The sequence below is a fragment of the Candidatus Mesenet endosymbiont of Agriotes lineatus genome (assembly GCF_964019585.1).
Lineage (GTDB): Bacteria > Pseudomonadota > Alphaproteobacteria > Rickettsiales > Anaplasmataceae > Mesenet.
On sequence record NZ_OZ026454.1, the window covers coordinates 46,576 to 61,298 of the forward strand.

The following is a 14,723-nucleotide window of genomic DNA, read 5'->3' on the forward strand; positions in this document are numbered from 1 at the left end:
AACCGTATTAGGCAAAATTGATATTTTATTTGCAAAATAGCTAGATATTTAATTTACTATTTCTAGATATAAATAACACTAAAAAAGCAAAAATACCTTCCTGGCATTGCTATAAGAATCACTAAACATTCTATAATTAATGGTTCTTATATACAAAATATAAATAAACCGTACTACTTATAGGTATTGTTAATATGTATATTATCCCTACTATTGGTAGTGTTATCCAGGGTTTAGTTATAAGAGAGATAATTAGTATGCCAAAAATTAGCATGAATATATAAGACAGGCTTTTAGGTATGTACAAATGCTTAGCAGAAAAAGTTGGAATGTTGCTTACCAAAAGAAGGGCTATTACTCCAGAATATATAGCTATATTATTTCTAGTTAGAAACCTTTCTGCAATAAAAACATATTCGCTTTCGTAAAGTTGAAAGGTAATAATTACAGGTAAGAGTAATAGCAGTGCACCTAGAGGCGCAGGTACACCGGTAAAAAAGAAATTTTGCCATGGTAATTTTTTTTCATTTAGTGAAATATTAAAACGTGCAAGCCTTATGGACATACAGGTTACATATATCATAACAAGCATCCATCCAATTACCCTTATTTCTTTGAGTACCCAAAAGTAAAGCAAAAATGCCGGTGCTACGCCAAAACTAAGAAAATCAGCAAAGGAATCAAGCTCTGCACCAAAATGACTTGTAGACCTAAATAAACGTGCTATTCTACCATCTACTCCATCAACAATTGCAGCAATTAGTATAAAAATGATAGATAGTTCATATTGTTTTATAAATGTAAACTTAATTGCAGTAAGCCCACAGCACAAACCCAATAGCGTTACAACATTAGGAAACAATTTAGTAATCGGTAGGAACTTAAGATTATTATCTTCATCCATACTTATATAATGTTAAAGCTTAGTTTCTTTTGAGAATTGTCTTTTAAATTTGCAATTACGGTCTCACCACCTACTACAGTTTGTCCCTCTACCACACTTAACTTAATGTTATGCTGAAAATATATGTTGACACGGCTGCCAAACCTTATCATGCCAAATCTTTCTCCTGCTTTTACTTGTTGACCGACTTTTAAGTTACAAACTATGCGGCGGGCAATCAGTCCTGCAATTTGATCAACAATAACTTCCTTGCCGTCTTTACAAGTAATTAAAATTACTTGCTTTTCGTTTTCATAGCAAGACTTATCTAGCATTGCAGAAAAAAATCTTCCTTTTTTATATACTAAATTCTTTACCATACCAGAAATTGGTATGCGATTTACATGAACGTCCATAACACTTAAAAATATGCTAACACATACAAGCTTTTCTTGTTCGCCATCCTGTTTCTGATCTAACAAGGGATAATCAATCTCCATAATTTTATCTATCACGCCATCAGCTGGGCTTAATATTAAATTTTCATCATTCAGTACAACCCTTACTGGATCACGGAAGAAATAAATACAGATTAAAGTTAAAAATAAAAAAGTGATGCCAATTCCCCAAGAGAGGGCAAATGCTATGCAAGATACAACAAAAGAAGCTGCTATAAAGATGTAACCCTCTCTGTTTATGTTAGGTATAAATTTACACATCTGTAAAACTCCAATAAAGACTAAATAATAGTAAATTATGAAAAGTGTTTTAACAAGGGTTATAATTCTTGTGTACTAAAAATAGATGAATTAACAATATAGTTTATAAAAATTTAAGAAATGTATTATTAATATACGCAGAATTATAGAATATAAATGGTGAAAACTGTCAACTACAAAAAAATGCTATTGTTTATAGTCGTTATTACTATGACTTTTATTTTTGTTTCTTTTACAGGAGGGTTTGCTCTGTTAAAATTAATTAAAATAAGTAAACCACTTATTACTTATCCAAAAGACACAACTAGTTATGATTTTTCTGTAGACTGGTTTAGCCATAATTTGGAGAACTGGAATAAATATAAAGATTTTTTTGAAGGTAATGAGAATTCTCAATGTCTTGAAATCGGTGCACTTGAAGGTAGATCAACACTATATACTGTTCAGAATTACTGTAACTCAAAAAATAGTAAGACTTATGTTATAGATACGTGGGAGTGGCCGATATCATATTACACACCACAAGAACAGAGAGATTTATTCGCTATATTTTCTTATAATTTAAGAGACTACATAAAAAACAAAAAAGTTATTCCTCTTAGAGGAGAATCTAGAAAAATGTTACTAAAGTTAGCATATGAGGTATCACAAAATAAGCTACAAAAGTTTGATTTTGTCTATATTTGTGGTTCGCACTTAGCAAAAGACTATATGTTTGATATGACATCATCTTGGGAAATGTTAAAAGTTGATGGAATTATGGCTGTGGCTGGTTATGGATGGGATAAGTTTAAAGAAAATCCAGAGCTAACCCCCAAACCTGCAGTAGATGGGTTTTTAAAATCTTATAAAGGTGATTATGAAATTCTACATAAAGGTTTTGAAGTACACTTAAAAAAGATTAGATGATATTCTTAAGTATTTTAATAAATTTCAGTATGTAAGAAAATAAAAAAATGCACAACTAAAAAAAATTAATCTGGACCAAATTTTAATTATATGTTACTGTAAGCATAGTTAATATCATTAACTATGCTTACAAATAATGATAATGTCGTTTCAGATAATCTGCCAATGTACTTCATCTGGTTTGGTAGTGACGTTCCACCAAAATATTTTGACAATTTATTGAAAGCTGCAGAAAAAACAAATCAAGAGATGTAATCTTAGTTTATAGCGAAAAATCTCTACCAGAAAATAATAGAAAAAATATTGGTAGTTTGGAAAGTATTAGCATTGATGACATTAAACAAGAGTTAAGTTAAAAAGAGATACTAGTACTCAAAACCTTTGGAAGATTGATGTGTATGATATGGGATTTAATAAGCAAGATGAGAGAATTTATGACCTGTTCAATAAAGTGTTTAAAATATACCATTTTTATAAAAATCAAGAGCAAATATCACTTAAATATTGTATAGCCAGTGATCTAATTAGATTGCCATTATTAAATATAACAGGTGGTATTTACCTTGATATGGATACAGAAATTACAGGAGAAATAGGAGCTTTGAAAAGTAAGTATGGGTTTAACTTTAATGTTCAAAGTGGAGATGGAAGTACTAGTGTTTTCTGTAATTTTTTTGTCAAACCTAACAGAGAATGTCCATTTTTTAATAGTGTGATTTCACAATATATTGTGGGAATAAAAGATAAAATACTCGCACAAACAGTGATGAGTAATGTATCACCATCATCTTTTATGTTTGAGTGTTTACTACCCCGTCATGGATGTGTTATAAAAGATGGTCATATATGTTATACTAACCGTTCGGCATATGATCTTTTTCTTAATGCACTACTGGACTTTAGCAGTAATTTGCCGTCAACTGTCGTTTTGGATGATGAACGTCGTGATAATTGGAAAATTAACTATAATAACCCAGAAGATCTAGAAAAACTTGGTATTAATAAGCAAGCTAATACATAGAAAACTCATCATCAGAATGATAGGGCAATAGCCAAGAAAAAGGTGGGTAATTTTATCTATGTTTTAGAGAAGACGTTACCAATATTAAATTGGCTCTATCAGTTTAGTGTTTTGTTTAGTTATAAAAATTTGACAAGTTTAACAATGTAAGTACAACCAATAACGGATTATATTATACACCTTTAAATATGCGTATTTTCTCTATATTATGTTTGATTTTACTGTTCGGTTTTAAGCCAATTATTTATGAACATGGTTATTCTTCTTTGGACATGAAATTAGGAGATAAAATAAAGTTGGGAGATAGTAAAGAAGCAGTAGTAGATTTGCTTGGCAGTCCCACTTTTACATTACAATATGATGATGAAACTTGGTATTATGTATCAAGTAAAATAAAGCAATATCGTTTTTTTCAGAAAAGAAAATGCGGCAGTAAGTCTTTGCAAATTACCTTTAACAATAGCAATGTAGTTGATTATATTAATTATATAGTTGCCACTGAAAAAGAAGTAATTAGGGTTAATTAACACTACGTATTTGTAAGTGCCCATAGACTTAAAGACACATATAGAAGGTAGTATGAGCATGCATAAAATTTCCAATATCTGTGTGTTTACCGCATGGACATACTACCGATATGTAACATTTACTTTTCCTTCTTCTAAATTAGAAGGTAAATTATAATCACTATGTTTTTTCTCTAACATTTTAAATTATACCGTAGAATAGAATACTAACGAATTATTGTTAATGACAGAGACTACCAATTTATTACAAAATAAACCTTTTAACATAGAACAAGAAATATGCAAGCTACCGCATAATATAGAAGCAGAGCAAATGTTAATCGGAGCAATGATACGCAATAATGGAATTTGCGATGCTATGGAAGATATTATCAAAGCAGAGGCATTATATGAACCATTGCATCGGCGTATTTTTGAGCAGATCATTAAAGTAAGAAAACGTGGTATTGTTGCAAATGAAATGAGCTTGGAAATGTTTCTCAAAGAAGATGCAGGGTTTATTGAATGTGGAGGAGTCCAGTATTTAGCAAGGCTTGTAGCTAAAGCCAGTATAGCACTTGATATTCACAGCATTGCAAAAATTATACGAGATGCTTATTTAAGAAGATGCTTAATTGAGATTGGACAAGGTATAGTAAGTGACAGCTATAGCTATGATGTTGAAAGCCCTGCACAAATACAGATAGAACAAGCCATGACAAAGCTATTTAATCTAGCAGTTAAGGGACAAACTGAAAGAACTTATGCAAAATTATCTAGCTCAATAGCAGAGGTTATAGAAAAAGTAAATTTGGTAAAACACAACCCAGAACTACTTGGTATAACAACAGGATTTCATGACTTAAATCAGCTTTTAGGGGGCCTGCAAAAATCTGATTTATTAATCCTAGCGGCAAGGCCCTCAATGGGTAAAACGGCATTTGCACTTAATATGGCACTAAATGCTTGCAAAGCTCTACAAAAAAATACTGAAGAACAGCACGTAGGTTTTTTCTCACTTGAAATGTCGGCAGAACAGCTAACTGCAAGGTTTATGACTATAGAGTCTGGAATAAGTTATTATAAAGCCTTAACGGGAAAAATTAGCGATTTTGAGCTGCGTAAATTTTTAACTACCAGTAGTAAGCTATCAGATCTTCCGCTAATAATAGATGATACTCCAGCACTATCTATCAGCGCCCTGCGCACAAAAATAAGGCTTCTATATCAATTATATAACTTACGAGTAGTGTTTATAGATTACTTGCAACTGCTAAGGGGAACCACAAAAAGAAGTAGTGAAAATAGAGTGCAAGAAATATCAGAAATTACTCAAGGGTTAAAAGCAATTGCTAAGGAACTTAATATTCCAATTATTGCACTGTCACAGCTTTCTCGTTTGGTAGAGCAAAGAGATGATAAAAAACCACAGCTTTCTGATTTGCGTGAGTCGGGAAGTATAGAGCAAGATGCCGATATAGTGATGTTCTTATATAGAGAAGAATATTATGAGTTGAGAAAGCAACCAGATGAGGGCAGTAGCAAACATAGGGATTGGCAAGAGAAAATGGAGAAAATTAGAAATATTGCAGAACTCATCGTTGCTAAACAACGAAACGGCCCAATAGGTAACATAAAACTATATTTTAGTTCAAGCGAAGGGCTGTTTAAAGATTATACGGGAAGGTATGATCTTTAAATACTAATGTCTGAGGCATAAAGATGTAGGGGTACTTTCATGTTCATTGTCCAATCTGAATTATCATTCGTCTTTTGTTCAGCAATTTTACATTTCTGCTGCAGGTTATCTGTAATAGGATCGGTGTTAACACACTTTGAGTCAGATTTTTTAGCTGATTTGCTGGTAAGTACGCAAAACATTGTAAGTGCACTCAGTGTTATATATGCTAAAGAAACTGCTGCTGCAATAAAAATCCAATTTCTAACATAACGATTTTTATCAAATAAATTTATGTTAGATGGAGCAGCTCCTATAAATAAAGCAAACCCTATTGCTGCTGTTGCAGCGAGTGTTGTTGAGTAATATAATGCTACTCCAAATTTCCTCCAACCCGACACTTATCCCCCTAAGTAGTAAGTTCATAGTATAATATATAAATTTCTTTATATCAACTCGTATAGAAAAAAAGCATCTTGCTGTGGAATCTGTGTGAGTAACTTTACGAATGATTAAGAAAATTTTTAAATTATGTAACACTACCAACTATAGATGTATATGTGTTGAATATTTAATTGTATTGAACATCAATACAATGTTCTTTGCCTGTATTTTCTACAACTATAGCAGCAGCAACCTTTGGTTTTGGAGGCTGCCTATCATCTGGCTTGTTTATTAGTATACAAAACATAGTAAATGCACTCAGCGTAGTCAGACATATAAACACTCCACCTGCAATAACCATTGGATCATTAATACTACGGCTTCTATCAAATATCGCAATTCCCACTACTGAAGATAATGCTGCTGCTATTGCTAATCCGAATATTGCTCCTGCTACTTTTGTCCTTTCAACGATTGATTTGGCATCTTACCCCCCATTAATTATTATATTAAAAGTATAATGTATAATCTCTTAATGTCAAAATATTAAAAATAATAAGATTTGCCTATTATATTCTCCTTATACTTTAAAAACATCATAAGTATTGCTGCAGTATTTATCATTATCATAAAGGCAATGGCAATATCTGCTGCATCCCATAAAATTTGGGCTTTGCATATTGAACCTATAGGTATAACCAAAGCAAATATTACGCCCCATACCTTAAGGCAATTTTTATTTCCTGCAAAAACATAACTTATAGTTGACTTAGAACAAAGAAACCAATTGATAATAGTTGTAAAAGAAAAACAAAACATAATAGCGATTATAATATAATTCGTGTAATTTGAATTAATCGCTGCTTTAAAAGCTAATATGCACATGTTTGTGCTTTCTGCATCAGTTACCCATGCACCTGTGACTAAAAGTACCAGTGTTGTGACAAAAACTACTGCTGCAACCAGTAGTGGCGATATTATTGTAATTAAACTTTGCTTAATTTTAAATTGCTGAAAGTCTCCATCACTCTTTATTGATGAGTGTATAGTTCCTTCAAGCCCTAAACCTATATCAGTTGCAAAAATACCACGCAGTGTTCCTACTTGAATGATACTGAAAGTCTCTAGTATAAAACTGCCAATTAAGCCGGACTTTAAACTCTCAATTGCTAAAAAGTTGCTAAAGATTAATTTTATCGACGGTAAAATATTGTAACTAAACTTATATAAGACTATTGTAGCAAGCAAGAAGTAACTTACAGTCATAAGTGGCACTATAGTTGACATTAAAATCGTAATTTTACGAGCATCAACTGTGATAGAGCCAAGAAAAACAACCATCATAGCAATTCCTCCCACAACTGTAGGAACATCAATAAGGTTCAATGGTATTGACAGTGAATTAACTTGCACTAGATTACCAACAGTTATGGAGGCTAAAATCATAGCTATGAGAAATAAAATTGTAACTTTACTGCTGCCCAGTGCATCACCAACATAAGTTATTGGTCCTCCTATATACTTTCCGTCATGCTTTACTCTTTTTTCCAAACTAAAATAGCAAGTAACGTATTTAATTATGGAGGTGATCATAATTATTATGATCATCCATAGCACAAACCCTGGTCCTCCAGTTTTTAGTGCTACAGCTGTGCCTGAAATGTTTCCTACGCCTAAGTTACCTCCAAATACTATAAACAGTGCTGCAATAGATGATAATCTGCTGCTTCCATTATTACTTTTGCCCAGCAGCGATATTGCAAAAGGTAATTTTAATATCTGTACCCATTTTAGTTTTATTGAAAGGTAAATACTGGTTGTAAGTAACAGTAGTATTGCAGGCAAAAAGAGTATTATTTTCATCAAAACTTTAAATCTTTAATATAAAGTATATAAAATATATACTGTGAGTCAATGACTCATATATAATATTTTGCCTACTATTTATATTATTTAACTTACCGGGCTTTTTGTATATTATCTTTAATACAGCTAATGCGATGCTCTTCAATTGTACAATTCTTATTGTATGATGAATTTTGAGCTAAGTTAGCTTTGACTGCATCTGTAATTTTCTCAATCACGCTTTTTTCATCATTGTTACGTGAACGCATTTTTGTTGTCTGTAATTGTATTTCTTCGTTAACTTTCCAACCATTGTCTAGCGCCCAAGTTTTGTAGTCACTGCACTCAGAAGTAACATATTCTTTTAAAAACTGAAACTCTTCACTATTTGCAAATTCCCTTAACAGCTTTGCTTGTGTTTTTATTTGCCCCGCTAAATCTTTAACCAGATTTAATTCTTCTGCAGTTTTTAGTAACGGCTTTTTATAAAATAGAGCTCTATGTACCAGCAACTCTACATATTCAGAATTGTCGATAAACAAGTTACAAGCTTTATTTATTTCCTCCTTCAATTTATTATAGTTAATATCATATTCTATCTTTATGTTTAATGATTGCATACTTGGGTAAAGCAGATATTTAAATTCATTTATATAATCAAGATAATGCGTATACTTTAAGTTATAGAATGAAGCACTCATATCAATTTTTGCATACACATTCTCTATTACCTCTTGGTCATTATATTTTACCCCCATAACACCTATATTGGAACCATGCATATCTCCATATCCTAAAAGCATCATAGCAACTATTAATTTTTCAATACCTTGCACTTCTTCATTAAGCTTTTTGTTTGCATAATCATTTATTTGTTTAAAAATGCCTTCAACATTCTTGATTTCCTCTGTTCTTTCAGTTATAAATTTTTTTATTTTACCTATTAATTCCTTGTTAGTTTCTGCTTTATCAATTTTAAAAAGATTATGTGATCCATAAATTGAATTTAAATCATCTATTATTTCTTTTATATATTCATCATTTCGATGACCACATAGATTACTCATAGTGTTTGATAGAAGAAAGCTTTTATTTTTATGTACTATTTTCATACCTTCATATAATGGACAACAACCATATAAACATAAATTACCGACAAAGAGATCTTTTACAACCCTTTTTTGATCTTTAAATTTTTCAAATATTTGAGCCAGTACTTCTTTAAAATTTGGTAAACTCTCTATTAGTTTGATATTTCTATCTATACCGTCCAATTGACTAATAACGTTATCACAGAATTTTTCCAACCCTTTTACTTCTTCTTTTTTTTTATTTAACTCATCTATAAAACGGCCAACGGATCTAGAGTAACCAAAAAAAGATAAGTATTCTACCAACTCTTTTTTTTCGTGGTCATTAGAAGACTTTTCATATATTAAATTCAAAATTTTTTCTTCCTTTTTATCACACATAAACTTGCTTAATGTAATAAAATTATTTAATAATTTTGATTTTAACTTCAGCTCAGTAGAGCTAGATTTATCTGATGTTTCTACTAAAGTAAAAGTAGGAGATCTATCATAAAGTAGTGTTTTATATAGGCTACCTGCAATAACTTCTGTAATTGTACTTTTTAAACCTTCATTCTTTATTACAAACTTGGTATCATATGTATTATCCTTATAAGTTACAGTTTTTGCTGTTCTGGTTTTAGGACCAGAGGTTTCTACAAACTCACTATTTGCATGGATTATACGATTATCCATTAAATGCTTATCTAGAACTTGTTTAACTTCATTCTTTTGCTTTCCTTGCATATATCCCTCTTTGATATCAACTATTAATTATATTATATATTTATTAAATTTTATATTCTTTTTTCAAATTCAGGTTAAACATGAATAAAAATAATTTGCTGTAGACATATTAATTGATATATTAATACACAGCTTTATCTAAAGTAGGATAAGTTAATGTATAGGCTTATTAATAGTTTTTTCTTAATTATTTGTTTCTTTTTTATATTTTGCGGTAGCAGTAAAAAAATTCAATTCAGTAAGAAATACATCCCTATTTACAATCCAGGGGGAGAATATTTTTTTTTCGATCAAAAGTTTTCAAAGTCGTATGAACTATACCAAAAACGTCAAGATGCTTTAAAAGAGAAAACTACTTTGGAATATAACTATGCTCCAAAAGCAGACAAGCTAGGCAAAAGAGTTAATCAATCTACCAAATCAAGTTCTCAATTTACTGACAGTGATGAATTTACTGATGATAGCAGTGCTATGGTTAACAGTTATGGTATAGATCTTGCGCGTCTTAAAGGTGCAAAATTTATAGAGGTTATAGATGACAGCAGTTATTATGAACATAATCACGAGGAAGAAAAGCCATCTTTTGTAGCTCTTTTGCAAAAAATAGAAACTGAATTTGAGGAAATAGGCCATGATATTGGCTCAAAGATGAAGAATCTGAATAAGAAAAAATCAATGAATTCTAGTAATCAAGAAGCCATAGTGAATTTTAATAACTATAGCAAAGCTGAATGTAGCTGCGGCACTTGCGATGATTCTACTGATGTTCAAGAGGAGGATAATGAGGCAAGTAACACTGAAATTGAAGCATTTGAAGACGAGCTTATAAAAGATGAGTTTACAGAAGAAGAAGCTAAAATAGATACGGAGTAATTTTATGAATAGCAATTTATCTTTTAAAGAGGATGGTGATACTTTCTGTTATAGTGATGAGTTGTACAGGATAATACCTACAGTTAGACATAGAGCTCATGAAGTCAAAGTTGGCAAAGTAAGAATTGGAGGAAGCAGTCCAGTAGTAGTGCAATCTATGGCACTTGGTCCAGTTAAGCAACCTGATAAACACGAAGGTGCGGAATTTCAGCAGTATATACAGGAAGCTATACAAGAGGTAGTAGAACTTGCGCATGCTGGTTCTGAGCTTGTTCGCATTGCACTGAATTCAGATATAGCTACTAAATCTGTTCCTTACATCAGAGATGCGCTAGTGAAAGAAGGATTTGATGAAAAAATGATAGTAGGGTGTGGTCAATATGAGCTGGATAGGCTTTTAGTTGACTATCCCGAGGAATCAAAGGCACTAGGGAAAATTCGTATTAATCCAGGTAATGTTGGCTTTGGTGATAAGCGTGATGAAAAATTTGAAAGAATAATAGAATATGCAATCAAGTATGATATTCCTGTTAGGATCGGAGTAAATTGGGGTAGTCTTGATAAATACTTAGCTTCAAAGCTTATGGATGAAAATGCTGCAAGTGAGAGCCCTCAGCCTTCTGATGTGGTCTTAAGAAAGGCATTAGTTATGTCTGCTTTAAATAGTGCAAAACATGCGGAAAAAATTGGGCTCAGTCCAGATAAAATCGTTATTTCTTGCAAAGTAAGCAAAGTTCAAGACTTGATCTCAGTCTATACTGCACTAGCAAAGCTATCCAACTACGCTCTGCACTTAGGCTTAACTGAAGCGGGCGGTGGCAGCAAAGCAGTAATAGGTACAGCATCTGGTCTATCGTACTTGCTGCAGAATGGAATAGGTGATACTATACGTGCTTCCTTAACCCAACGTGCTGGTGAACCTCGTACTAATGAAGTTAAAGTATGTCAAGAAATACTGCAAGCTATAGGTTTGCGTCACTTTGAGCCACAACTTACTTCTTGTCCAGGATGTGGACGTACCAACGGCAGTTATTTTCGTGAATTAGCTGAAAAGGTTGATAATTATATGAAAGAACGTATGCCTGTGTGGAAAGAGAAAAATCCTGGTGTTGAGTATATGAACGTTGCAGTAATGGGCTGTGTAGTTAATGGTCCAGGTGAAAGCAGACATGCAAATCTAGGGATAAGCCTGCCAGGATATGGTGAAAAACCAATAACTGCTGTGTATGCTGATGGTAAATATTTTTGCTCTTTAAAAGGAAGCAACATCTTCGAGCAGTTTACAGGCATTATAGAGGATTATGTATCAAAATATTACGTTTGTAGTAGTTAAATTCTATTAATATACTAAACATATGTATTGATTTTTTCAAAAAAAGTATTATATTTTTCTTATGTACTTATTTAAGAGATAATATATGCTTACTAGCTCTCAAACAGATAAACTTTTACAACTTGCATTAAAAAACAGTTCTTTCTTTTGTCAAATGATGGAAGATAATAGTTTAGGCAACGCATGTGCTCTTGCTATAAAGCTTTATCCTGATTCTCTTGGTTATCACGTGACAGAAATGTTTGATGAATATATTACAAAAAATGGAGGAAGGAGGGATAATTAGTCACATACTTACCCATGAACAAAATCTAATACCAAGGTTATTAGAAGTAATGTCAGATTCAGCTGTGGATGAGCTTCCTTATATAGATATGGAAGAATGGACAATGCATGGTAGATTGAAACCAGAAATTGTCAATAATGTAGAAGAAGCCCTTAAGAAATATTGCACAAAAGTTGAATGTGACACATATCATGTTGAACCACACTACCTTTTGCCTATTAAAGATCATGCTAATTTTAAAGAGCTCAAGCAGTGCTTTAAAGAGACTTATAACGCTATAGAATCTAATGACTTGAATGAAGTAAAAAATAGTTTAAAAAAAATTAAAGAGAATATTCATAAATACGGTATAGATATTGATGCTATCAACAAAGTATTAACTGGGTTAGTAAAGGAAGCAGCTAAGTCAAATGTAGAAATTGCACATTATATTTCCAATTTTCAAGCAAACATTACTTACCCTGAATCACATCTTCAAAATGCAAATGTATCCAATAGAGAAGTGGAAAAGAGCACTAATTCGTCTATAAGAAAAGGTGGAGTTAAGCCTCTTCAAGAAGGAGTAGAGTTATAGATATTACTGATTTAGTAATTTATTTGATGTATAATTATCTTTCTAAATTATGTTATTTCTATGATTTATGTTTTATGTGTACTGTTGAGCCTATTTTATCATACTAGTTACGCAGATGATAAGCATTTTTCAGAAAAGACTAAAAATGTAAAGTACGTATCCTACGATAAAAAAGTCTTTTTGAATTTTGTCATAAAATGCCATGAAAAAAAAGTGCCTCTTAATTTCAAAGCAGGGTTTGGTGAAAACTTATCTGGTGCAGACTTTAGTGGCTTATATATAAGAGGTGCAGTTTTTGATGGCATGACTTTAGTTGGAGCAAATTTTGCTAATGCAGATATAACAGATTCTTCCTTTGTCGGTGCAGATTTGCAAGGTGCAAATTTTTCAAATTCTAATTTGCATGGCTCTAGTATGAACTACACAAACTTAAGTTTCGCCAACTTAGTTTCTACCGATTTAAGCAAAACAACCTTTAATAATGCTAATATTGGTAGTGCTAATATTAGTAACGCTGATTTGCATAATGTAAATATGCACAACGTAAAAGGCATATACACTGATTTCTCAAACTCCAATCTCACTTATGCTTACCTAGTTCAATCAGATTTTAGCCATGCAAACTTTGAAAATATTCAAGCGGAAAATATTGCTATACAAGCAAGTAATCTATCTAAAGCAAATATTTTTGGTGCAAATTTATATAACTCAAGAGTACAATTTTCTTCCTTGGAAGATACTATAATGTACGGAGTAAATTTAGGTGATTCTGATCTAACAGGCACAAATATGCAAAGAGCATATTTGGATACATCATATATAAATGGTGCCAATTTATATATGGTTAACCTAAAAGGCGCAAGCATGTATGCTGCTGATTTGAACTATTCTAATTTCTTTAAAGCAGATTTAAGTAATGCAAACTTAAAAAATACTTCTTTTTTAAGATCAAATCTAAAAGATGCTACTTTGGCAGGCAGCGATATGAGCTTTAGTAACTTCCAAAATACTTTTGCTATTTATGCTGATATTCATAGTGGAAAGTTTTACTCTAATAACATACTAAACACCAATTTCAGTGGTGCATTTTTTGATAGTGCGATATTTGATAATGTAAAGCTTGATGAAACTAACTTAAGTGAAACATTCATGACCAACGTAAAATGGAAAAATTCATTTATATTTAATAGTCTTCTCTCTTATGCTAAAGTTGAAAATAATCAAATAGATAGCTCATTGTACTTGAATGTAAATTCAGACCACACAAATTGGGTAAATTCAAAAATACACAATACTAGTTTTATAGGAAGTAACTTTAGTTACTCTGTATTTCATAATAATACATTTGATAAAACTAGTTTTTCTAACAATGATTTTAATTCATCAATAATTAGCAATTCATTATTTAATTCTTCAAGCGTATATAAAAATTCATTAACAGACCTTCAATTAGAGAATTGTCAGTTTAATACAACAGTTATGCTTGAAAATGAGGGACAATATAACTTTAATGACTATCTACTTAAAAGCCAAGTTATTACTTCAACTGAAGATTTACAACATTTTATACTAAGTAATAAAAGGCTTGAAGTTAATTATTCCGATCTTGATTTTTCAAATATGGATTTAAGTAATACTGACTTGACCGATTCTATATTAAATAGAGCAAACTTTTCTGGTGCTAATTTAAAAGGTGCAAATTTATCTAATGCACAACTTCGTTCAGCTATTTTTCACAGGTCTATACTAAATAACACTGATATGTCTGGTTGCAATTTAGAAGGCGCAGACTTTTCTTGGTCAAATCTGCAAGGTACAATATTTAAAAATGCCAATTTACTTAGTACTAGATTTTTTGAGGCAATTGGTTTAGAATCTACTATTAAGTAAGGATT

16 protein-coding genes are annotated in these 14,723 nt (G+C 31.6%); 10 read left to right on the plus strand and 6 right to left on the minus strand.

Translation table 11 applies throughout. The features are described 5' to 3' along the window. Positions 1-136: 136 nt before the first annotated feature. Positions 137-904: a CDP-diacylglycerol--serine O-phosphatidyltransferase gene (gene pssA / locus AACL19_RS00225; RefSeq protein ID WP_339045784.1), complete on the minus strand. Its 768-nt coding sequence runs from the start codon at positions 902-904 to the stop codon at positions 137-139. 2 nt (positions 905-906) lie between these two features. Then, a complete protein-coding gene (locus tag AACL19_RS00230) occupies positions 907-1,602 on the minus strand; it encodes a phosphatidylserine decarboxylase (protein WP_339045785.1) in 696 nt (231 codons plus the stop codon). Between the two features lie 210 nt (positions 1,603-1,812). On the opposite strand from AACL19_RS00230, the gene AACL19_RS00235 reads away from it, so the two are divergent. The 5 genes from AACL19_RS00235 to AACL19_RS00255 all read left to right on the plus strand — a co-directional run bounded on the left by AACL19_RS00235 (position 1,813) and on the right by AACL19_RS00255 (position 5,737). Then, complete coding sequence (locus AACL19_RS00235; RefSeq protein ID WP_339045786.1) at positions 1,813-2,511, plus strand: class I SAM-dependent methyltransferase; 699 nt, start codon at positions 1,813-1,815, stop codon at positions 2,509-2,511. 123 nt (positions 2,512-2,634) lie between these two features. Beyond that, positions 2,635-2,766: a hypothetical protein gene (locus tag AACL19_RS00240; protein WP_339045787.1), complete on the plus strand. Its 132-nt coding sequence runs from the start codon at positions 2,635-2,637 to the stop codon at positions 2,764-2,766. A 148-nt stretch (positions 2,767-2,914) separates the two neighbouring features. After that, complete coding sequence (locus AACL19_RS00245) at positions 2,915-3,532, plus strand: glycosyltransferase (RefSeq protein WP_339045788.1); 618 nt, start codon at positions 2,915-2,917, stop codon at positions 3,530-3,532. A gap of 212 nt (positions 3,533-3,744) precedes the next feature. After that, complete coding sequence (locus AACL19_RS00250) at positions 3,745-4,059, plus strand: outer membrane protein assembly factor BamE (protein WP_339045789.1); 315 nt, start codon at positions 3,745-3,747, stop codon at positions 4,057-4,059. A gap of 223 nt (positions 4,060-4,282) precedes the next feature. Beyond that, positions 4,283-5,737, plus strand: a complete 1,455-nt coding sequence (locus AACL19_RS00255) for a replicative DNA helicase (RefSeq protein ID WP_339045790.1) — start codon at positions 4,283-4,285, stop codon at positions 5,735-5,737. Here the strand turns inward: AACL19_RS00255 and AACL19_RS00260 are convergent. The 4 genes from AACL19_RS00260 to AACL19_RS00275 form a co-directional block, all read right to left on the minus strand. Next, positions 5,734-6,117: a hypothetical protein gene (locus AACL19_RS00260; protein WP_339045791.1), complete on the minus strand. Its 384-nt coding sequence runs from the start codon at positions 6,115-6,117 to the stop codon at positions 5,734-5,736. The two genes, AACL19_RS00255 and AACL19_RS00260, sit on opposite strands and share 4 nt — an antisense overlap. A 170-nt stretch (positions 6,118-6,287) precedes the next feature. Next, a complete protein-coding gene (locus AACL19_RS00265) occupies positions 6,288-6,506 on the minus strand; it encodes a hypothetical protein (protein ID WP_339045792.1) in 219 nt (72 codons plus the stop codon). A 140-nt stretch (positions 6,507-6,646) separates the two neighbouring features. Continuing rightward, a complete protein-coding gene (locus AACL19_RS00270) occupies positions 6,647-7,963 on the minus strand; it encodes an alanine:cation symporter family protein (protein WP_339045793.1) in 1,317 nt (438 codons plus the stop codon). A gap of 95 nt (positions 7,964-8,058) precedes the next feature. Continuing rightward, positions 8,059-9,762: a hypothetical protein gene (locus AACL19_RS00275; protein ID WP_339045794.1), complete on the minus strand. Its 1,704-nt coding sequence runs from the start codon at positions 9,760-9,762 to the stop codon at positions 8,059-8,061. Between the two features lie 156 nt (positions 9,763-9,918). Between AACL19_RS00275 and AACL19_RS00280 the strand changes: the two genes are divergently transcribed. The 5 genes from AACL19_RS00280 (at position 9,919) to AACL19_RS00300 (ending at position 14,718) form a co-directional block, all read left to right on the plus strand. Then, complete coding sequence (locus tag AACL19_RS00280) at positions 9,919-10,635, plus strand: TRP75-related protein (RefSeq protein WP_339045795.1); 717 nt, start codon at positions 9,919-9,921, stop codon at positions 10,633-10,635. Between the two features lie 4 nt (positions 10,636-10,639). Then, entirely contained in the window at positions 10,640-11,968 is a 1,329-nt protein-coding gene (gene ispG / locus AACL19_RS00285; protein WP_339045796.1) for a flavodoxin-dependent (E)-4-hydroxy-3-methylbut-2-enyl-diphosphate synthase, read from the plus strand. 85 nt (positions 11,969-12,053) lie between these two features. After that, positions 12,054-12,254, plus strand: coding sequence for a hypothetical protein (locus AACL19_RS00290; RefSeq protein WP_339045797.1), 201 nt, complete (start codon positions 12,054-12,056; stop codon positions 12,252-12,254). Beyond that, a complete protein-coding gene (locus tag AACL19_RS00295) occupies positions 12,214-12,828 on the plus strand; it encodes a hypothetical protein (RefSeq protein WP_339045798.1) in 615 nt (204 codons plus the stop codon). The genes AACL19_RS00290 and AACL19_RS00295 overlap by 41 nt, the downstream gene beginning before the upstream one ends. A 60-nt stretch (positions 12,829-12,888) precedes the next feature. Beyond that, positions 12,889-14,718, plus strand: coding sequence for a pentapeptide repeat-containing protein (locus tag AACL19_RS00300; protein ID WP_339045799.1), 1,830 nt, complete (start codon positions 12,889-12,891; stop codon positions 14,716-14,718). Positions 14,719-14,723 lie beyond the last annotated feature (5 nt).